13 protein-coding genes and 1 pseudogene are annotated in these 20,107 nt (G+C 73.3%); 9 read left to right on the top strand and 5 right to left on the bottom strand.

Annotation, left to right across the window (positions count from 1 at the left end; translation table 11 throughout):
* Window positions 1-93: 93 nt before the first annotated feature.
* From CG747_RS29480 to CG747_RS29465, 3 genes are all read left to right on the top strand, one after another.
* Window positions 94-756 carry a SigE family RNA polymerase sigma factor gene (locus CG747_RS29480; RefSeq protein WP_180985742.1) on the top strand — a complete coding sequence of 221 codons (663 nt, stop codon included), beginning with the start codon at window positions 94-96 and terminating at the stop codon, window positions 754-756.
* A complete protein-coding gene (locus CG747_RS29470) occupies window positions 753-2,012 on the top strand; it encodes a hypothetical protein (RefSeq protein WP_257980828.1) in 1,260 nt (419 codons plus the stop codon). The genes CG747_RS29480 and CG747_RS29470 overlap by 4 nt, the downstream gene beginning before the upstream one ends.
* A gap of 265 nt (window positions 2,013-2,277) precedes the next feature.
* A complete protein-coding gene (locus CG747_RS29465) occupies window positions 2,278-3,174 on the top strand; it encodes an SURF1 family protein (RefSeq protein WP_100604873.1) in 897 nt (298 codons plus the stop codon).
* Window positions 3,175-3,574: 400 nt separating this feature from the next.
* Here CG747_RS29465 and CG747_RS29455 read toward each other — a convergent pair whose 3' ends face one another.
* The gene (locus CG747_RS29455; protein ID WP_374701833.1) at window positions 3,575-5,527 is read right to left on the bottom strand and encodes a prolyl oligopeptidase family serine peptidase; all 1,953 of its coding nucleotides are present in this window, start codon (window positions 5,525-5,527) and stop codon (window positions 3,575-3,577) included.
* 69 nt (window positions 5,528-5,596) lie between these two features.
* On the opposite strand from CG747_RS29455, the gene CG747_RS29450 reads away from it, so the two are divergent.
* Together CG747_RS29450 and CG747_RS29445 are read left to right on the top strand one after the other, a co-directional pair.
* Window positions 5,597-6,433 carry a bifunctional 2-polyprenyl-6-hydroxyphenol methylase/3-demethylubiquinol 3-O-methyltransferase UbiG gene (locus CG747_RS29450; RefSeq protein ID WP_100604872.1) on the top strand — a complete coding sequence of 279 codons (837 nt, stop codon included), beginning with the start codon at window positions 5,597-5,599 and terminating at the stop codon, window positions 6,431-6,433.
* Window positions 6,434-6,664: 231 nt separating this feature from the next.
* On the top strand, window positions 6,665-7,735 hold the full coding sequence (locus CG747_RS29445; RefSeq protein WP_257980827.1) for a hypothetical protein: 1,071 nt from the start codon (window positions 6,665-6,667) through the stop codon (window positions 7,733-7,735).
* 51 nt (window positions 7,736-7,786) lie between these two features.
* Here CG747_RS29445 and CG747_RS29440 read toward each other — a convergent pair whose 3' ends face one another.
* Together CG747_RS29440 and CG747_RS29435 are read right to left on the bottom strand one after the other, a co-directional pair.
* Complete coding sequence (locus tag CG747_RS29440; protein ID WP_374701832.1) at window positions 7,787-9,895, bottom strand: M3 family metallopeptidase; 2,109 nt, start codon at window positions 9,893-9,895, stop codon at window positions 7,787-7,789.
* Between the two features lie 735 nt (window positions 9,896-10,630).
* A complete protein-coding gene (locus CG747_RS29435) occupies window positions 10,631-14,635 on the bottom strand; it encodes a hypothetical protein (protein WP_100604869.1) in 4,005 nt (1,334 codons plus the stop codon).
* Window positions 14,636-15,136: 501 nt separating this feature from the next.
* On the opposite strand from CG747_RS29435, the gene CG747_RS29430 reads away from it, so the two are divergent.
* Complete coding sequence (locus tag CG747_RS29430; RefSeq protein WP_100604868.1) at window positions 15,137-15,967, top strand: hypothetical protein; 831 nt, start codon at window positions 15,137-15,139, stop codon at window positions 15,965-15,967.
* A gap of 10 nt (window positions 15,968-15,977) precedes the next feature.
* On the opposite strand, the gene CG747_RS29425 is transcribed toward CG747_RS29430, so the two are convergent.
* Window positions 15,978-17,006 (bottom strand): Lrp/AsnC family transcriptional regulator, encoded by a 1,029-nt coding sequence (locus CG747_RS29425; protein WP_100604867.1) that lies wholly within the window; start codon window positions 17,004-17,006, stop codon window positions 15,978-15,980.
* Between CG747_RS29425 and CG747_RS29420 the strand changes: the two genes are divergently transcribed.
* The gene (locus tag CG747_RS29420; protein ID WP_100604866.1) at window positions 17,005-17,670 is read left to right on the top strand and encodes an amidohydrolase family protein; all 666 of its coding nucleotides are present in this window, start codon (window positions 17,005-17,007) and stop codon (window positions 17,668-17,670) included. The genes CG747_RS29425 and CG747_RS29420 overlap by 2 nt on opposite strands.
* A 93-nt stretch (window positions 17,671-17,763) precedes the next feature.
* Window positions 17,764-18,174: an SDR family NAD(P)-dependent oxidoreductase gene (locus tag CG747_RS29415; RefSeq protein WP_308303809.1), complete on the top strand. Its 411-nt coding sequence runs from the start codon at window positions 17,764-17,766 to the stop codon at window positions 18,172-18,174.
* Window positions 18,175-18,223: 49 nt separating this feature from the next.
* Here CG747_RS29415 and CG747_RS29410 read toward each other — a convergent pair whose 3' ends face one another.
* Window positions 18,224-19,582 (bottom strand): PP2C family protein-serine/threonine phosphatase, encoded by a 1,359-nt coding sequence (locus tag CG747_RS29410; RefSeq protein ID WP_100604865.1) that lies wholly within the window; start codon window positions 19,580-19,582, stop codon window positions 18,224-18,226.
* Window positions 19,583-19,767: 185 nt separating this feature from the next.
* Between CG747_RS29410 and CG747_RS49880 the strand changes: the two are divergent.
* Window positions 19,768-19,938, top strand: a pseudogene (locus tag CG747_RS49880) (amino acid permease); the annotation flags it as partial.
* Window positions 19,939-20,107: the final 169 nt, after the last annotated feature.

Raw genomic sequence — 20,107 nt, 5'->3', positions numbered from 1 at the left:
GGAAGAGCTGGTGCGCATGAGGGCATTTGACGCATCGCCGCTAGCGGTGCCTTGTGCGTACAACCCTTTTGGGGGGAAGCGTGTCCAACAGGCGTGGCAGAGGTACTCGGATTCACCATCGTCCCGGCGGGAGCGGCAGGCGCGGCAGTGCGCCCGCAGCGCCCACGGGTTCCCGGGGGCATGCCGGTGATCGCCCCCTGGTCCACCGCGCGCCCCGCGCAGCTCTCGACGCAGCGTGGGGACACTGACGACGCGATGGCAGCCGGCACCACAGTCGACCACCTCACCGAGACCTATCGCGCGCACTACCGCTCACTCCTCGGCCTGGCGGCGCTGCTGCTCGACGACACCGCCTCCTGCGAGGACGTCGTGCAGGAAGCTTTCATCCGCGTGCACTCCGCCCGCGGCCGGGTGCGCGACCCCGAGAAGACCCTGGCCTACCTGCGGCAGACGGTCGTCAACCTTTCGCGTTCCGCGCTGCGCCGCCGGATCCTCGGGCTGAAGCTGCTCTCCAAGCCGATGCCCGACATGGCGAGTGCCGAGGAGGGCGCGTACGACCTGCTGGAGCGGGACGAGTTGATCAAGGCGATGCGCGGGTTGCAGCGCCGTCAGCGCGAGGTGCTGGTGCTCCGCTACTTCGCCGACATGACGGAAGCTCAGGTCGCGGAGACGCTGGGGATATCGCTCGGCTCGGTCAAGGCGTACGGCTCGCGGGGGATCGCGGCGCTCCGTGTCGCCATGGAGGCTCCGGCGTGAGTGCGGCAGGATCCAGCCGGGGGAACGCCGGGAACGACGAGGGCAACTGGGGCGAGGGGGAGCCCCGGGAAACCAGGGACGCCCGGGGCTGTTCCGGGGGCGGGGCCGGGGCCGGTACTGGGGCCGGCTGTGGTTCCGGTTCTCGTTCCGGTTCCGGTTCCGGTTCCCGTTCCGGGGACGGTGCCGGGTTCGGTTCCGGTGGTGGGTTCGGCGAAGGCGGTGCCGGATTCGGCAGCGAGGACGACCTGCGGCGGCTGCTGCAGTCCAGCGTCGCCGACCTGGAGCCCGCGCCGGAGGCACTGGAGCAGTTGCGGCGGGCGGTCCCGGCCCGTCGGCAGCGACGGCGGCACGCCCTGGTGGGCGCGGCCGCGGCGGTGCTGCTCGGCGGCACCGCGGTCCCGGCGATGGTCCACGTCGCGAACTTCAGCGACGCCCCCGATGACCGCCCGGCCAACGCCGCCAGCAGCCGGAGCGCCGAGCACGACACCAGCGGCGCGCACGGCGAAGGCACCGAGCACGCCAGTAGCCGCCCGATCGGCCAGAGCGGGGGGAAGGCCGATGCGGACCGCCCGCCGGGCACCGTGGGCAAGGGCACCGAGACGCCCGGCACGGGCCCCGGCGCCGGCGTCGGCACACCCGCCCCCGACGCGACCATGGACGTCACCTCGCCCGTCTGCGGACGCGACCAGCTCGGCAAGGGGACCGGCACGGTCGGCCCGGCCGACTCGTCGGGCCGCGTCTACGGCGCGTTCCGCGTGGTGAACACTTCCGCTTCCGCTTGTTCCGTGCAGGGCGGCGGGACCGTGGACCTCACACCGCAGGGCTCCACCAAGCCGGACAAGATCCATGTGGTCGACCACACCTCGGGTGACGACGCCACCGGGCTGCCCGATCCGGCGACCACCCCCGACCAGTTGGTGCTGAAGCCGGGGCAGGCGTACGAGGTCAAGTTCGCCTGGATCCCGGCGGCCGGCGGCGGTCCGACCGGATGCGTCAGCCCGGGGCCGACGCCGACGCCCGACCCGTCCAAGGCGCCCGGGGAGTCGCCGGCCGCCGCGTCGACGACGAGCGGGGGCGGCAGCGGCACCGAAGGCCAGGCCGGTGGCGGAGACGGCACCGGGGACGGCGGGGCGGCGGCCGGCGGGGTGCTCCTCACCCATACGCCGGAGGCGGGCGAGCCCGTCGCGGCCGACGCCAAGATCGCGGACGCGTGCGCCGGCACGGTGTACCGCACGGCACCCCTGGCGGCGCCGTAGCCGGTGCAACGCCGCAGCCGGCGCCATGCGTTGGGCGGTGCAGCGCCGTGGGTGGTGCAGCGCCTTATAGCTGGTGCGGAGCCGGCGCGGTGCGGGGTGGGCCTGCGCTGAGGGGGGACTGTCTGCTGCGCCGGGGCGTCGGGCCGTCGAGTTGTCCGGCCGTCAGGTGGTGTGCCCGTCGGGAACCGCCCAGGTCGCGGGGGCGGGGCGGTTGTGGGGAGGGGGCGGTGCGGCCGTGCGGCACGGGCCCCGTACCGTTGGTGGGGTGTACCGGTTCCTGCTGACCCCGCGGTGGTGGGGAATCAACGTCTTCGCCGTACTGGCGATCCCCTTCTGCATCTTCATGGGCAGCTGGCAGCTGAGTCGCTTCGACGCCCGGGTCGCCTCACACCAGCAGCAGGAGAACCGGTCCGCCGACGCCAAGGCCGCCGCTCCCCGACCGCTGGCGAGCCTGCTGCCGGTCGACCAGGTCACCTCGGGTCGCCAGGCCAGCGCCCGCGGCCGCTACGACACCGAGCACCAACTTCTGGTCCCGGGCCGCACCCTGCGGGGCAAGCACGGTGACCAGCAGGGCTTCTACGTCCTGACCCTGCTGCGCACGGACAGCGGCAAGGCCCTGCCGGTCGTACGCGGCTGGCTCCCCGGTGACGCGAACGCCATGGCCGACACGGCGAAGGTGCCCGCACCGCCCAAGGGGGAGGTCACGGTCACCGGAGCGCTGCAGGCGTCCGAGAACGAGGGCACGTCCGGGGTCCAGGCGGGCGGCGGCCTGCCCAGCGGACAGCTCGGCATGATCAGCGCGGCGTCGCTGGTCAACATCGTGCCGTACGGCATCTACGACGCCTGGATCACGCTCACCGACCCGCAGGCCCCGCTGCACGCCGTGCCGCCGGCCGCCGCGGAGGGCAGCGGCCTGGACATGAAGGCGTTCCAGAACCTCGGCTACACCGGCGAATGGTTCGTCTTCGCGGGCTTCGTGCTCTTCATGTGGTTCCGCCTGGTCCGCCGCGAGGCGGAAGCCGCCAAGGACGCCGCCCTGGGCATCCTCCCCGAGGGGACGGACGGGGCGGTGGCCGGCGGGAGCGTGAGCGGGGCCGGAGCCGAGGCCGCGGGCGAGGCCGGGGGAGTCGCAGCCGGGGATGAAGTGGCGGCGGGCAGGTAGGGGGTCGTTCCCCTGGGGGCCTCCCCTCCCCTCCCCTCCCCTCCCCTCCCCCCGCCCCACCCACCCCCACCTCCCCCGAATTGCGGCTGTGCGTCTACTCGGTCGCCGTCGGCTGTGCCGTCTCCAGGTAGCGGCGGGCGAAGTCGAGTTCCAGNGGCGGAAGCCGCCAAGGACGCCGCCCTGGGCATCCTCCCCGAGGGGACGGACGGGGCGGTGGCCGGCGGGAGCGTGAGCGGGGCCGGAGCCGAGGCCGCGGGCGAGGCCGGGGGAGTCGCAGCCGGGGATGAAGTGGCGGCGGGCAGGTAGGGGGTCGTTCCCCTGGGGGCCTCCCCTCCCCTCCCCTCCCCTCCCCTCCCCCCGCCCCACCCACCCCCACCTCCCCCGAATTGCGGCTGTGCGTCTACTCGGTCGCCGTCGGCTGTGCCGTCTCCAGGTAGCGGCGGGCGAAGTCGAGTTCCAGTCGGACCTGCTTGATGCGCTCCTCGACCACGAGGGAGCCGTGGCCGGCGTCGTAGCGGTAGACCTCGTGCGCGTGGTCGCGGGTTTCCAGGCGCTGGACGTAGTTCTCGACCTGCTGGATCGGGCAGCGGGGGTCGTTGACGCCGGCGGAGATGTAGACCGGAGCCCGCACCGCGTCGACGTACGTCAGCGGGGAGGACGCTTCGAAGCGTTCGGGGACCTCCTCAGGGGTCCCGCCCAGGAGGGTGCGGTCCATGGCCTTCAGGGCTTCCATCTCGTCGTGGTACGCCGTGACGTAGTCCGCGACCGGGACCGCGGCCAGGCCCAGCGCCCAGGCGTCCGGCTGGGTGCCCAGGCCCAGCAGCGTCAGATAGCCGCCCCATGAGCCGCCGGCGAGCACCAGGCGTTCCGGGTCCGCGAGGCCGGAGGCGACCGCCCACTCCCGCACCGCGGCGATGTCCTCCAGCTCGATCAGTCCGACGCGGTGCTTGAGCGCGTCGGTCCAGGCCCGGCCGTAACCGGTCGATCCGCGGTAGTTGACGCGGACGACCGCGAAGCCGTGGTCCACCCAGGCTGCCGGCGACGAGGCGAAGGAGTCGCTGTCGTGCCAGGTCGGGCCGCCGTGGATGTCGAAGACGGTGGGGAAGGGGCCCGGGCCGGGGGGCTGCTGGACCAGGGCGTGGATCCGGCCGCCGGGGCCGTCCACCCAGACGTCGGTCACCGGCACCGACCCGGGGGCCTTCATACCGGGCGGGTCCAGGACCACCGTGCCGTTGGTCGACCGCACCTCCGGCGGCTGGGCGGCGGACGACCACAGGAACTCCACCGTCCCGTCCGGGCGGGCGGTGGCGCCGGAGACCGTGCCGGCGGGGGTGTCGACCCGGCTCAGGGCGCTGCCGGGGGCGTCCGCGGCGCCCGCCGTGCCGAGGCCGTAGCGCCAGAGCTCGCTGCGGGCCTGGTACTCGTGCTCCACCAGGAGCGCGGAGCCGTCCGGGTACCAGTCCGCGGCCACGTCGCCGGGCAGGTCGATCTCCAGCGCGGTCTCCGTGCCCGTCAGCGGGTCCCAGACCATCGGCTCCCAGCGGCCCCGCCGCTGGTGGCCGACGAGCAGCCGGCTGTCGCCGTCCACCGGGGCGAAGCCCATCACCGACAGGCCCAGCTCCTCGGTGCCGCCGTGGGTGTCGTCCAGCTCGGCGACCGTCGACCCGTCGGGGCGTACGACGCGGATGGCGGAGTGCATGGCGTCGCCGTGCTCGGTGTGCTCGACGGCGATCAGCGAGCCGTCGTGGGAGACGTCGCCGACGCCGGCCGACTCGCGGTGCCGGTAGATCTCCACCGGCGGCTGCCCGTGCCGGACGACGTGGATCGTGGAGCCCTCGTCGTCCGTGGAGCGGCCGATCACCGCCGTGCCGTCCCGGCTGATCGCCAGGCCGCCGGGATACGAGGCGTCGAGCCCGGGTGCGGCCGGCTCGTCGGGGCCGCCGGTGAACGGCTGCCGCATCCAGACGCCGAACTCGTCCCCGTCGGTGTCGGAGAACCACCAGATCCATTCACCGTCCGGCGAGAGCGTGCCGTCCGTCGTGCCGTGCGGGCGGTCCGTGGCCTGCCGCTGGGCGCCGGTGGCGCGGTCCCAGGCGTACAGCTCGAAGGTGCCGGTGGCGTTCGAGACGAACAGGGAGCGGTCCGGGGCGTATTCGGCCCACTCCGGCAGCCCGATCCGCGGGGCGCGGAAGCGCTGCTCCCAGGCCGGCATGCCGCCCGTCGCGTCCGCCGTGCCCTGCTGCGGGCCCGTGGTCTTCGGTGCCGCCGACTCCGCCGTGGCGCCTGCGGAACGGGGGTGGGCGGGGGACGGGTCGGTGGGGGTGCGGCCGGAGCCTGTGGTCTCGTCAGTCATGGGGCCATTCTGCGCCCGGCGGGGGAATTTCCGTTGGCGAGGCCGGCAGGCTGTGGATAACTTCGGCCTATGCGAGAACAGAGGGGTCCCGATGACTGGCGTGAGGTGAATCGTGCGAGGTGGGACGAGCGCGTTCCGCTCCACACCGCGAGCGATTACTACGACCAGGACGCGTTCCGGCGGACCCGGGACGTGATACGCGACTTCGAGGCCGCCGAGGTCGGTGACGTCACCGGCCGGAGCCTGCTGCACCTGCAATGCCACTTCGGCCAGGACACGCTGTCGTGGGCGCACCGCGGCGCGGCCCGGGTCGTCGGCCTCGACTTCTCCGAACCGGCCGTCGAGGCGGCCCGCGACCTGGCCGCCGAACTCGGCTACGGCCAAGGCCGCGCGGCCTTCGTCGCCGCCGACGTCTACGACGCCGCCGAAGCGGTGCCCGACCCCGCGTACGACATCGTCTACACCGGCATCGGGGCGGTGAACTGGCTGCCGGACCTGGTCGGCTGGGCCGAGACCGCCGCGTCCCTGATCGCGCCGGGTGGCTTCCTCTACCTCGCCGAGTTCCACCCGCTGGGCGACGTGCTGGACGAGGAGACCGGTTCGCGTGTCGCCCACGACTATTTCCGGCGCGAGGCGTGGGACGAGGAGACCTCCGGCAGCTATACGGATTTCTCGGCGCAGACGGTCCACAACAGGAGCGTCGAATGGCAGCACTCCCTGGGGGACGTGGTCAGCGCGGTGGCGAGGGCCGGGTTGCGGATCGAGTTCCTGCACGAGCACGACATGACGCTGTTCCAGCGCTTCGGGGTGCTGCGGCGCGGCGAGGACGGTTTCTACCGCTTCCCGGAGGACCGGCCCCGCATCCCGCTGATGTACTCCCTGAAGGCGACGAAGCCGGCGGTGTGAGCGCCCGGTACGGGGTGGCCGGGTCGAGGGCGGGGAAGCCGAGGGGCGGGGCCGGGAGGCGGCCCGCCGGGCCTGGGCCGTACCGGGCCGGTTAATGTGGCGGACGGCCCGGTCGGTCTCGGCCGTTTGCGGTCCGCCGCCCCAAGGGGCCACTGCGCAGGACCACTTCGCACGCGACGCCGATCCGTGCCGGCGCGGGTGACGACGAAAGTTTCTGCAACGGGGGTTTGCGTGCGCGTACGGAGACGGACGGCCGGTGCCGCGGGCGCGCTCATGCTGCTGGCCGTGGGATGCGGTGGAGCGGCCGGCGGCAAGGCGAGCCCGGGGGCGTCGCCCGCCGTGGTGCCCGCCGAGCCGCTGCCGATGGTGTCCGCGGCCAGGGCCGGGACCTGGTCCGGTTCGGACCACAAGGCGCACCCGCTGCGGCTCAAGCCGACCCGGTTGGCCCTCGGCCACCCCTCGGACCTCGCGCACATCCGGTTGGACGACGACCTCAAGGGGATGGTCCCGTACTACCTCACCGTCTCCTACACCAACACCGGCAAGGACGTGCTGAGCCAGCTGTCCCCGGAGCGGAACTTCTCCCTCAACGGGGTGGACGGCCAGGCCGGCGAGCAGCTCTCGCTGTTCCGCACCGACCCGTTGGCCACCACCAACGGTCTGCCGCCCGAGTGCCAGGAGTCCGGCAAGGGCACACTGGCCGCCGGTGAGACCGCGGCGTTCTGCCAGATCTTCATGCTCCCCAAGGGGCTGAAGCCGGGGAACGTCTCCTACAAGGACGACGGCGGCGACACCCTGCTGTGGCAGATCGGGGGCGCCCAGCAGGGTGCGCGCGGAGTGCTGCCCGCGCACCAGCCCGCCGACGCGGTCACCACCGACAGCGACCGCCGTACGGCGACCGTCCTGGCCACCCCCAAGCGCGTCCGCACCGGCTCGCCGGCCGACCTGAGCCGCTTCGACCTGGACGCGGACCAGAAGAAGCTCGTCCCGTACTACGTGACGGTGGAGTACCGGAACACGGGCCGGCAGGACCTGCTCCCGAGCCTCAACGACAGTCTGGTGCTGAGCGGCGCCAGCGGCCAACAGGCCCGGAAGATGCTCCTGTTGGACATCGGCGGCCCCGGGGTCGCCCAGTGCCCCGAGGCGGTGCCCCACAAGATGCTCAAGCCGGGCGCCACGGTGACCGAGTGCACCATCCACATGCTGCCGAAGGGCGACCCGCCCGCCTCGCTGACCTTCCAGGGCAGCGGTGACGGCGCGCGGCCGGTCACCTGGCGGGCGGCGGCGGACGACGGCAAGTAGACGGCGCCGAGGTGCCGGAGGTCCCCGCGGCAGGACTCCGGCGCCCGCCGGCTACTCCGCGGCCGCCGCGCCCCGTCGCTCCAGCAGCGGCCCGAAGTCCGGATCGCGGCCGAGCACCGCGCGGAACGCCGCCATCGGGTCGACGCTGTTGCCCCGGCCGAGCAGCTCCCGCCGGAAGATCTCGCCGCTCTCGCGGATCGTCCGGCCGTTCTCCCGGAACCACCGCACGGTGTCCGCGTCCAGGACCTCCGCCCAGCGGTACCCGTAGTACCCGGCCGCGTAACCGCCGCCGAAGACGTGCGCGAAGTAGCCGGTCCGGTAGCGCGGCGGGATCGCCGGGTGGGCCAGCCCGTGGCGTTCCAGCACGGCCGCCTCGAACGCCTCGACCCCGTCCGTGCCGGGCAGTTCCGCGGCCGGCAGGGTGTGCCAGGCCCAGTCCAGGACGGCGGCGGACAGGTGCTCGACACTGTCGAAACCCTCGCCGAACCGCTCCGCCTCCCGCAGTTTGGCGGGCAGTTCGGGCGGCATCGGCTCCCCGGTGCGGTGGTGCCGGGCATAACGGGCCAGGACCTCCGGCCACTCCGCCCACATCTCGTTCACCTGCGAGGGGAACTCGACGAAGTCCCGCGGCACTTCGGTGCCCGCCAGCAGGGGATAGCGCACATCGGAGAACAGCCCGTGCAGGGCATGCCCGAACTCGTGGAAGAGCGTGGTCACTTCGCTCCAGTTCAGGAGCGCCGGCTCGCCCGCCGCCGGCTTGGCGACGTTCAGGTTGTTGACCACCACGGGCCGCTGCCCCAACAGGTGGGACTGCGTGACCAGTTCGTTCATCCAGGCCCCGCCGCGCTTGGATTCCCGGGCGTGGAAGTCGCCGATGTACAGGCCGAGGGGGCTGCCGTCGGCGTTGTGCACCTCGAAGACCCGGGCGTCCGGGTGGTACGCGGCCAGGTCGGGGCGCTCGGTGAAGGTGATCCCGTAGACCAGGGTGGCGGCGTGGAAGACGCCGTCCCGGAGGACGGCCTCCAGCTCCAGATAGGGGCGCAGCGCGGCCGCGTCGAGGTCGAACCGCTCCCTGCGCACCCGCTCGGCGAAGAACTGCCAGTCGGCGGCGGGGACCTCCCGGCCGCCGGCGGCCGCCTCCAGCGCCGCGCCCTCCCGCTCGGCATGGGTCACGGCCGGGCCGATCAGCTTCCCGAACATCTCCTCCACGGCGCCGGTCGTCCCCGCGGTCTGGTCGGCGACCTGCCAGGAAGCGTGGTGGGGATGGCCGAGCAGCACGGCGCGCTCGGCCCGCAGCCGGGCCACGGTGACCGCGACGGCCCCGTTGGCGCCGCCGCCGCGCCCCATGGAGGCGGCCAGCAGCCGCTCCCGCAGCGCGGGGTCCTCCAGGGCGGCGAGCTGCGGCTGGTTGGTGAAGTTCAGCAGGCTCAGCACGAAGGCGCCGTCGTGCCCGAGGGACCGGGCGTTCTCGGCGGCCGCGGCGATCTCGTCGGCGGGCAGCCCGGCCAGCTCCTCGGCGCGGTCCACCACCAGCGCGGCCGCCGCGGTGTCGGCCCGCAGATTCCGCCGGAACTCGGTGCAGAGCGTGGCGATCTCGGAGTTCAGCTCCCGCAGCCGCCGCTGCTGCTCGGGGTTCAGCCGCGCCCCGGCCCGCACCCGCGCGGTGTGGTGGCGCGCCAGCAGCCGCAGCTGCTCACCGTCCAACCCCAGCCCGTCGCGGCCGTCGTGGAGCGCCTCCAGACGGGCGAACAGGGCCGGATCGAGCAGCAGCGCGTCCCCGTGGGCGGCCAGCCGCGGCACGATCTCGGCCTCCAGCTCCCCGGTGGCCTCGTCGGTGTCCGCGTTCGCCTTGTTGAAGAACACCGCGCACACCCGCTGCAGCACCGCGCCGCTGCGCTCCAGCGCCACCACGGTGTTCTCGAACGTCGGCGGATCGGGGCTCGCCCCGATGGCGGCCACCTCGGCCAGCTGCTCGGTGATGCCCCGCTCGAAGGCGGGCAGGAGGTGCTCGTGCCGGATGCGGGCGAAGGGCGGTAGTCCGTAGGGGAGTTCACTCGGCGAGAAGAAAGGATTCGGCGCCGCGTCGTCCGCGCGCCGCCCCACCGGCCCCGCCGTCGTCTCGGAACTCGGACTCGTCTCGGAACTCTTCGCAGAAGTCACGGAGACCGACCCTACGCGCGCCACCCTCCCACGGTCCGTAGCTTTACCTGCCCGATTACCCACGAGCACGCCGCCCCGACTGCGCCCGCCGGAGTCCGCTTGAGTCCGTGCCTGTCCGCTTGGGTCCGTGTGGGTCCGCGGGAGTCCGCGGGAGTCCGCGGAGTCCGTATGCGTCGGCAGGATCCCTATGAGTCCGCATGAGTCTTCATGAGTCCGGATGAGTCCGTGCGAGTCCGGAATCCCGGCTTCCGGAGATAGTCGGCCGCACCGGGACGGCAAAGAGGGGGGATAGCGGGATACAGAGATACGGCGGCACGGAGAGGGTTTTTGCTTGAATGCGGAATCATCGGGCCGGGCCCTGTCGAAATGCCCCGCGCGAGGGGATGCCGCGGAAGGGAAATGCGCGCCGCCGCCGGCTCCGGTCCGGCGCGCAGGACATCCGGGCCATGTGGGACATGCGCGACACGAAAAGGCCCGATCGCTGGCGACGGGGGATGCACCAGCGATCGGGCTGTGACCAACCCTAGCAAGATTGCCTCCGTAGTGGGAGTCAACTGCCGAATTGCGAAGTGGAGTTGTGACCGGCGTCACGGGCTCCGGTGTGCCGCGGGGCGCAAACGCAGGGCCGATGGGCGCCGCAACGCCCATCGGCCGTGCCCCGCCCGGCGCGTCGCACGGGCGGTTCACCGCGTCCCGACGCCGATAACCGCCTGCCGGTCCACCCGCCCGCCCCGCCTACTCGTCGCACGGAGGCGCGTACGAGAGATGAGGCAGATACTCCTGCCATTTCTCCGGTGTCAGAACACCGCGGGTCGTCGAACAAATGCGACGGATTGCCTCGTCGGTGTCCAGGCTCCACAGCCGGACGGTGCCGGCGCCACTCGATACTCCGAGCAGGTGGCTTTGCGGACTGAACGACAGGAAATTGCCGGTCTTGGCGTTGGGGCTGGTCGATTGGCCGATGGGTGCGGCCCTGGCGGGAAGCGCGACGTTCCAGAACCGGACCGTGTTGTCGTTGCCGCCGCTCGCCAGGGTGTGGCCGTCCTTGCTGAACGTCAGCGAAACGACCGCCTCGGTGTGGCCGGTGAGAGGGGAACCCAGCCGGGTCGCCCTGCGGGGGTCGGTCGTGTTCCAGAGCCGGACCGTGTCGTCGTCGCTGCCGCTGGCCAGCGTCCGGCCGTCCGGGCTGAAGGTGAGCGCGTTGACGGGTCCCAGGTGCCCGGTGAGGGGCTTGCCGAGGAGGGTGGCGTGGGCCGGGTCGGTCGTGTTCCAGAGCCGGACGGTGTCGTCCGCGCTGCCGCTGGCGAGCGTGCGGCCGTCCGGGCTGAAGACGAGGGAGTTGACGTAGCCCTTGTGGCCGGTGAGGAGCGGGCCGAGCCGGCGGGGGTGGGACGGGTCGCCGACGTTCCACAACTGGACGGTGAAGTCGTCGTAGGCGGTTGCCAGCGTGCGGCCGTCCGGGCTGAAGGCCACGGTGTCGGGGCCCGCGAAGCGGATCGGCAGGGCCAGCGGCGGCCCGTAGGGGACCGGCCGGGCCGGGTCGGTGACGTTCCACAGCTGCACCGCGGGGTCGGGGTTCCCGGTCCGCACCGCGAGGGTGTGGCCGTCGGGGGAGAACGCCAGCGCGTACACGTTGCCGCCCTGCCCCGCCCGGAACGGCTCGCCCAGCGCCGCGGGCCGCTTGGGCGACTCCACGTTCCACAGCCGCACCTTCTGGTCCCGGGCGGCCGTGGCCAGCACCCGCCCGTCCGGGCGGAACGCGCCGATCCGGCCGACCATGTTGGACGTCGGGATCGACCACAGCCGCACCTTGCTGTCGCCGCTGCCCGTGGCGAGGGTCCGCCCGTCGGGACTGAAGCCCACGGCGTACATCTCACCGCTGCTGCCCGCGAGGGACTCGCCGACCTGCGACGGGTACGCCGGATCGCTGACGTTCCACAGGCTCGCCGTGCTGTCCGCGCTGCCGGCGGCGAGCATGCTCCCGTCGGGGCTGAAGGCCACGGACCACAGGGCGCCGGTGTGGCCGGCGAGCGGCGCGCCCAGCGGAGCGGGGTGCTCCGGGTCGGCCACGTCCCACAGCCGGACGGTGTCGTCCGCGCTGCCGCTGGCCAGCGTGCGGCCGTCGGGGCTGAACGCCACGGAGTGCACCGTGGCCGTGTGGCCGGTCAGCACCGTGCCGATCGGCGTCGGATGCCGCCGGTCGGCCATCTCCCACAGCCGGATGGTGTTGTCGTCGCCGCCGGCCGCCAGCGTCCGCCCGTCGGGGCTGAACGCCACCGTGCGCACGGCGGCGGTGGGGCCGGTCAACGCCGTGAGCGCCGTCGGCCGGCGCCGGTCGCCGACGTCCCACAGGCGCACGGTGCGCCCTTCGGTGGCGGCGGCCAGCGTGCGGCCGTCCGGACTGAAGGAGAGCAGGTAGACCGTGCCGTCATGGCCGGCGAGCGGTGCGCCCAGCGGCGCCGGGTGGCGGGGGTCCCGCACGTCCCACAGCCGGATCGTGCCGTCGTCCGAAGCGCTGGCCAGGGTCTGCCCGTCCGGGCTGAAGACCGCGGTGCTCACCCAGCTGGTGTGGCCGGTGAGGGGTTTGCCCAGCGGCTTGGGGCGTGTCGGGTCCGCCACGTCCCACAGCCGCACGGTCCGGTCGTAGCTGGCGGTGGCCAGGATCCGGCCGTTCGGGCTGAACGAGGTCAGGTAGACCGCGCCGGTGTGGCCCAGCAGCGGTGTGGCCAGCGGTGCGTTCACGATCGAGTTCAGCCGGTTGTTCGTGCCCTCGTCGGAGGGCCGCAGGCGGTGCGCCACCAGGTCGAGCTGCGCCGACAGGGACGGATCCGTGTACTGGGCGCGGTCGGCCTGCGCGAGGACCTGCTCGAAGACGGTGTCGTCCCGCTGCTGCCAGGCGACCACCGCCGAACCGACGGCCAGCATCGCCATGACGACCAGGGCCGCCACCGCACCCCGGCTGAGCAGGACCGTGCGCCTGCGCAGCCGGACCGAAGCGGCCAGGAACTCCACCGCGCTGCGGGTCAGGAAGGGGTCGTCGGCGGACTCCGCCCAGGTGCGGGCCTGCGCCAGACGGGAACCCCGGTAGAGCAGGGACGCGTCGCGGTGCGAGCCCTCCCAGGCCCGGCCGTCCTCCTCCAGCTGCTGGCGCAGCAGATTGCCGTTCCGGTCCTCGTCGATCCAGTCGCGCAGCCGCGGCCAGGCGTGCAGCAGCGCCTCGTGGGTGATCTCCACGGCCTCCGCGTCGAGCGTCACCAGACGGGCGTGCACCAGCGCTTCGAGGGATTCCTCCGTTTTGTTGGGATCCGTCGACTCCGCGGCCAGTTGGCGCCGGGTCCCCCGCCTACGGGTGGCCTGGGTGTCCTCGCCCAGCCGGACCAGTCTCAGCAGGAGCAGGCGCGCGGCCGTGCGCGCCGACGGGTCGAGGGCGGACCAGGCCCGCTCGGCGGTCGCCGCGACCGCGCCCTGGATGCCGCCCGCCGCGCGGTACCCGGCCAGCGTCAGCCGGCCCGCCTTCCGCCGCTGCCAGGTCGCGAGCAGGGCGTGCGAGAGGAGCGGCAGCACCCCCGCGTCGTGCGCCCCGCCGGGGCCGTCCGCGCTGACCTCCCGGACGATCAGCTCTGCCAGCCCCGGTTCGAGTTCCAGGCCCACGGCCTTGGCCGGGCCGGTCACCGCCTCGCGCAGCTCGGCGCTGGTCAGCGGCCCGAGCACCATATGCCGGTGCTGCAGCGCGTCGGCCAGTTCGGGATGGCCCAGGCACTGCTCGTAGAAGTCGGCGCGGACGCCCAGGATGACCAGCGCCGCGGCGGGGTCCCCGGCGTCGGTGGGCGTGCACGCGGCATGCAGCAGCTCGATGAACGTGCGGCGGGCCGCCTCGTCGGAGCAGAGGGTGAACGCCTCCTCGAACTGGTCCACGATCACCACCGGACGGGCCGCGGCGGCCGTGCCGGGCTCCGCTCGGGCCGCGGTGGCCGCCCGTATCGCGGCCGAGAGGCGCGACGCGTCCGGCCGCTCGGCCGCCAGGCCGGGCACGAGTCCGGGGATCCGGTGGGCCAGCTCGGCGAGCGGGTCGCCGCCCGGCACGAGCTGGAGGACCTCCCGGTCCCCGCCCTTACCGTCGCCCAGCGCGCCGTCCTCCAGGGCGGGCACCAGGCCGGCGTTCAGCAGGGAGGACTTCCCCGCCCCCGAGGCGCCCACGAGCATGACCAGGCCGCCCGTCCGCTCCGCCGCGCGCAGCTGCGCGACGAGGGCCCCGGTGCTCCGCTCCCGGCCGAAGAACCACCGGGCGTCCTGCTGACGGTACGAGGCCAGCCCCCGGTAGGGGCACACCCCGGGGACGGCGGGGGCTTCGGCCGGGGGGCTCTCCTCTTCCTGCGCGGGCGTCGCGGCGCGGTCGGCGACCGGGTCGGCGACCGCGCTCTCCCACAGGCGCTGCCACTGCGCCAGGTCGTACAGTCCCGCGGACACCGGCGCGGGGCGCGTGCGCCGGGCTTCGGGGATCAGGATGTGCAGTACCGCCGCGAGCGCGGCAAACTGCGCGGGGACGTTCTTGGCCCGCCGCCAGTCGCTGATCCGCTGCACGGACACCCGCACGGGCCGCCCTCGTTCGTCGACCCGCTGCAGCCGGACGACCGCCTCGGCCACCTTCTTGAGGGGCGGGTTGCCGGCCTCCTTGTAGAGCAGCGCGAGACGTTCCGCGAGGGCTGTGCGTGCCCCTGAGTCGGAACTCAAGGTCTCCACCCCTTACTTCCCCCGCACCTGGACATCCGGACCGGAAAACTCACCTTAACTGCCTGACCTGGGGATAAGCCCTTGTCCTGACGCCGGAACCTCCTCCCTGGAAGCCGCAGCTGGCAGGATCGCCACGCGGCAGGCAGCAAATCGGGTACTACCCGGACAGGCCACCAGCTCAAGCGCGCGGAGGGACAACGCCCCAGGCACGTTCTCACCCGCCTGCCGCCGGAGTCACGAGTTGGTGGTGCGGATCTCGGCGCACGAGCGCGCGGGATCCGTCGAGCCGGTCCGCCGCGGACCGGCTCCCACGCCGACCACGGTCCGGCCGACCTCGATCCGCCCGCCCGCGGATCGACGCCGCCTGTGCCGTTCGGTACCGGTCCCCACGAGGGGAGGGACCGGTACCGAACGGCGCGGAGTTCCGCCGGGCGGACGTTTGCCGGTCCCCCCACGCAGGGGTGAAACAGGGGCAGATAGGTTGACGGCAGTCGAACCCCCAGGAGAACGATGCCGTCCGCCCGGCCCAGCGTCCTGTACGTCACCGACCTGGCCTATGAGGCCCGGGGACGCCGGTACGGCGACGAGGACGTCTTCCTCAGCTCCCGGCTCCGCGACACCTTCACGGTCGCCCTCTGCCACCCCCTGGACGCGGTCGCGCTGATGGACGCCTTCGACGCGGTCGTGGTCCGCAACAGTGGCCCCGTACTCCACTACCAGGCCGCGTACGAGGACTTCCGCGCCCGGGCGCTGTCGCACGGCGTGCGCGTCTACAACCCGCTCACCGGCAAGGCCGACATGGCCGGCAAGCAGTACCTCCTCGACCTGACCGCCGCGGGCCTTCCGGTCATCCCGACCGTCGACCGCCGCGCGGACGTCGACCGGCTCCCGCAGGCGGACGCCTACGTGGCCAAGCCCAAGGCCGGCGCCGACTCGCTCGGCCTGCGCGTCCTCACCCGGGACGCCCTCGACGGACTCGACAGCGGCGACGTCCTCATCCAGCCGCGCGTCGACTTCCGCTACGAGGTCTCCTTCTACTTCGTCGACCGCGCCTTCCAGTACGCCCTCCGCACCACCGACCCCGACCGGCGCTGGGACCTCGCGCCGTACCAGTCCACCGACGACGACCTGGCCTTCGCGCAGCGCTTCGTCGACTGGAACGGGCTCGACCACGGCATCCAGCGCGTCGACGCCTGCCGCACCCGGGACGGCCGCCTGCTGCTGGTCGAACTGGAGGACCTCAACCCCTACCTGTCGCTGGACCGCCTCGCCCCGGACGACCGCGACGCCTTCGTCGGCGCCCTGAAGACGTCACTGCTCCGGTTCACCCGGCCGCGGTGACGGCAGCGGCTCAGGAGCCCAGGCGGTCGCCGTCCACCCGGGTTCCGGCCTGCTTGACCTGACGGAGGACGGGACTGGTCTCCATGCCCTCGACGCCGGGCAGGGTTCCGACCCGGTCGGTGGTGAACTCGAAGAGCCGGTCCAGGTCGTGGCAGTGCACGACGGCGTGGAGGTTGTACGGCCCGGACACCGCGGCGGCGAACCCCACCTCGGGCATCTGCGCCATCGCCCGCCCGACGGTCTTGATCTCGGCCGGGTGGACCCGCAGCCACAGGTTCGCCCGAGCCCGGTACCCCAGGGCCATCGGCGCGATCTCCACGTCGATGTGGACCACTCCGCCGGAGAGCAGCGCGTGCAGCCGTCGTGACGCCCGGCCCGGCGTGAGACCGGCCGCGGCCGCGAGGTCGACCAGGCTGGCCCGCCCGTCCGCGGCGAGGGCCGCGAGCAGCTTCTCGTCCGCCTCGCCGAGCTGCGACGGCGCGTCCCGCACCACCGGCCGCTCGGTGAACGGCCGGCCGTCGCCCCCGAGGGCGGACTCCTGCTCGGGGGTCAGGGTTCCGGCGAGAGCGGCCCAGTAGTGCCCGCGGCCGCCGATGAACTGGCGGAGCAGCACCGACGCCTGGAGGTCGAGCACGGCGGCGGTGCGGGGGAGCCGGCGGCCCAGCAGGTCGTCGCGCTGCTCCTGGGAGCGCGAGCGCACGGCGCAGGTGACCTCGGAGCCGGCCGCGCCCAGCGCGACCCAGCCGACGTCGTCGCGTTGCGCGAGCGCTTCGGCGATGGCCGTGGCGCTGCCGGGCCGGCAGCGCAGACGCACCATCCACCGGCTCTGCCCGAGCGCTCCCGGGTCGACCACCCCGACCACCCGGATCGCCCCGGCCCGCCGCATACGGCGGTAGCGGCGGGCGACGGTCGGCTCGGAGAGCCCGAGGACCGTCGCCACGGTCGCGAATCCGACCCGCGGATCAATCTGCAGAGCACGAAGGATTCGCACATCATCCGGCTCCAACGTGACGGAATCAGCGATCACCGGGCGCGTCATGGCGGCAACCCTACAAAAGGCGCCGCTTCCGGGCCGCCGCGCACCGCGCCTGGCCGAGGCTTGGCCGCACAAGCACAAGCACAAGCACAAGCACAAGCACGAGCACGGGCACGACGCACGGCGTGCGCGACGCGTTATACGACGCGCAACGGACTACCGCGGCTTCGCCCCGGCCCTCGACCTCGCACTGGCCACCTTCGGCTGGGGCTGGCACATCGAGGCCGGACTCGCGGCGCTCCGCCTCGTCCTGCGCGGCACCTTCGACCGCCACCCGGACCTGCAGATCGTCCTGGGCCACTGGGGCGAGATGCTCCTGTTCGCCCTCGACCGGATCGACGGCCTCTCCTCGGCCGCCCCCCACCTCGACCGGCGGGTCGCCGACTACTTCGCCACCAACATCCACATTGCGACCAGCGGCATGCTGACCCCCCGTCTGCTCCGCCACGCCCTCGCCTACACCAGCGTCGACCGCATCCTGCTCTCAGGTGACCACCCCTTCCGCCGGTTCGACGCCGCGACCCTCACCGACTTCCTGCGCACGCTTCCCGACCCCGGCGACCGACGGAAGATCGCCCACGCCAACGCCGAGTCGCTCTACGGCCTCGAACCGCTTCCCGCCGGGACGGCCGCCCGGACGACGACCGGCCTTCAGGAGGACGCATGACCCCGACCTCACCGCACGCCACCGTTCTCGTCATCGGCGCCTCGCGCGGCCTCGGCCACGCGATCGCCGCGGAGTACCTCGACCGGGGATCCCGTGTCGTGGCGACCGTCCGCGGCTCCGCCCGCACCGCCCTGCACGAACTGCGGGACACCGCCGGCGGGCGGCTGGAGATCGAGCACGTGCACCGCACCGAACGGCACCCTCGCGATCACGTCCTCCGGCCAGGGCAGCGTCGCCGACAACGAAGGCGGCGGCTTCGAGATCTACCGAGCCAGCAAAGCCGCCCTCAACCAACTCATGCGCAGCTATGCCGCCCGCCACCACGACGACGGCCGAACGCTGCTCCTGATGGCGCCCGGCTGGGTCAAGACCGAACTCGGCGGCTCGCACGCCCGCTTCACCATCGGCGAGAGCATCCCCCACCTCGTCACCACCGTCGACGCCCAACACGGCCGCACCGGCCTGCGGTACCTCGACCGCCACGGCCGAACCGTCGCCTGGTGAGCACCCGGCACCGAGCCGATCCTGCCTGCGAGGATGACGTTTCCGCTGGTCAGTGGCGTGATGTGGACGCCGGTCGGCCTTGGTGCGGTGCCCCGTGGGGCGGGGTGCGCAGGGCGAGGATGGCCATGTCGTCATGGCCGTCGCCGGGGTGCTGGTCGGCCAGGGTCCGGCACAGCTCGTTCAGGGGCAGCCCGGCGTGCGCGGTGGCGATGCGGGCGAGGACGTTCAGACCGGCGTCGAGGGAGTGCCGGGGATGTTCGACCAGCCCGTCGGTGAAGAGGACCACGGTGGCGCCGGCCGGCAGGGGGTGGGTGTGGTCGGGGCGGGGCTGGGCGGTGTCGACGCCGAGAGGGACGCCGGGGTCGGCGTGCAGATACTCGGCCCGGGCCTCAGGGGTGATCAACAGTGGTGGGAGGTGGCCCGCGGTGCTCCAGCGCAGCTTCCACGCGTCGCCGTCGGGTTCGATGCGGGCCAGGCAGGCGGTGGTGACGGGGTTGTCGGTGATCGCGCACAGGGTGCGATCGAGCTGCGTGAGGACGGCGCTGGGCGGGGTGCGCCGCTCGTAGAGCAGGGCGCGCAGCATGTTGCGGGTCTGGGCCATGGCGGCCGCGGCGTGCATGTCGTGGCCGACGACGTCACCGATGACGGCCGCGCAGGCGTGGTCGGGCAGCAGGACGGCGTCGTACCAGTCCCCGCCGAGGAGCCCGGGGGCGGTGGCCGGTCGGTAGATCGCGGACGCGGTGAACGGCCGCAGGTCGGGCAGGTGGGGCAGGAGCAGGCGCTGGAACTGCTCGGCTCCGGCGCGGACCTGCTCGAACAGGCGGGCGTTGTCGATGGCCACGCCCGCGGCGCCGGCCAGGGCGAGCACCACACTCTCGTCCTGGGCGTCGAAGGGACGGCCGTCCAGCCGGTCGGACAGGTACAGGTCCCCGTAGATCTCGCCGCGCACGCTGATCGGCACACCGAGCAGGGTGCGCATATGCGGATGCCCGGGCGGGAAGCCGGCGGCGTGGGGGTGGGCGCTGAGGTCGTCGGTCCGCAGCGGTTCGGGGTGGTGGATCAGATGGCCCAGCAGCCCCCGGCCCCGCGGCTGCCCGACACCGGCCAGGTCGGCCACCTCGCGGTCGGTGAGGCCGACCGGAATGAACTCCGACAAGCCCGTGTGCTGCTCGTTCAGTACGCCCAGGGCGCCGTAGCGCGTGCCGACCAGGTCCATCGCGGTGGTGACGATCCGGCGCAGCACCACGGGCAGCTCCAGCTCCCGGCTGATGGTGAGCGCAGCGTCCAGCAGCCCCTGGAACTGCTCCTGGGCGTCGGCCAGGGTGCGGAGCCGTTCGGTGACGCGGTCCCACTCGGCGTTCAGGCGCAGCTGCAGCGAGGGCGGCAGCGGGTCCTCTCCCTGCTCCATGTGCGGCTCTTTCCTGCGACTGCCCTGCCAGACCACGGTCCGAGTGGCGCATGCCTCGGTGCGGGCGGCGTGGGCGCCTTGGTATCCACCATAAGGACGGCGATCGCCTACCGCCGCCGCTGCGGAGACCAGACGCACGGCTCGCCGGCCACCGGGCGCCGGCGTCGGCTGGCCCCCCCCGCGCCTCCGGTGCCTCGGACGCTGCCCGGCCGGACATCGGCGACGACGCGACTGCCGAGGGCATGCTCCAGACAGCGGGACTTCTGTTCTTCGCATTCTTCGGCTACGCGCGCATCGCCACGTTCGGGGAGGAAGTCCGCGACCCGCAGCAACTGGCGGGCGCCGCGGCGCCGTTGCCGGACGCCGCAATCGACGGGATCGCCCGAGTGGGCGGGCTGGCCCAATGGCGCGATCATCATTCACGACCAGGGCAAAGCGCACCTGCCCGGGTGTGCGCACCTGAGCGAAAGCGCCATCCGGGCACCGAAGTTCGGCTGGGTGACCGACCCGCCGCGGGTGCGTGGC

Source organism: Streptomyces sp. CB02959, from assembly GCF_002803155.1.
GTDB lineage: Bacteria > Actinomycetota > Actinomycetes > Streptomycetales > Streptomycetaceae > Streptomyces.
This window is presented reverse-complemented; position numbering and strand designations above follow the sequence as displayed.

Bases quoted from the DNA above. Each gene is read 5' to 3' on its own strand.
- CG747_RS29455 (WP_374701833.1), bottom strand. From the start codon at position 5,527: ATGACTGACGAGACCACAGGCTCCGGCCGCACCCCCACCGACCCGTCC.
- CG747_RS29450 (WP_100604872.1), top strand. From the start codon at position 5,597: ATGCGAGAACAGAGGGGTCCCGATGACTGGCGTGAGGTGAATCGTGCG.
- CG747_RS29430 (WP_100604868.1), top strand. From the start codon at position 15,137: ATGCCGTCCGCCCGGCCCAGCGTCCTGTACGTCACCGACCTGGCCTAT.
- CG747_RS29420 (WP_100604866.1), top strand. From the start codon at position 17,005: ATGGCGGCAACCCTACAAAAGGCGCCGCTTCCGGGCCGCCGCGCACCG.
- CG747_RS29425 (WP_100604867.1), bottom strand. From the start codon at position 17,006: ATGACGCGCCCGGTGATCGCTGATTCCGTCACGTTGGAGCCGGATGAT.
- CG747_RS29410 (WP_100604865.1), bottom strand. From the start codon at position 19,582: ATGGAGCAGGGAGAGGACCCGCTGCCGCCCTCGCTGCAGCTGCGCCTG.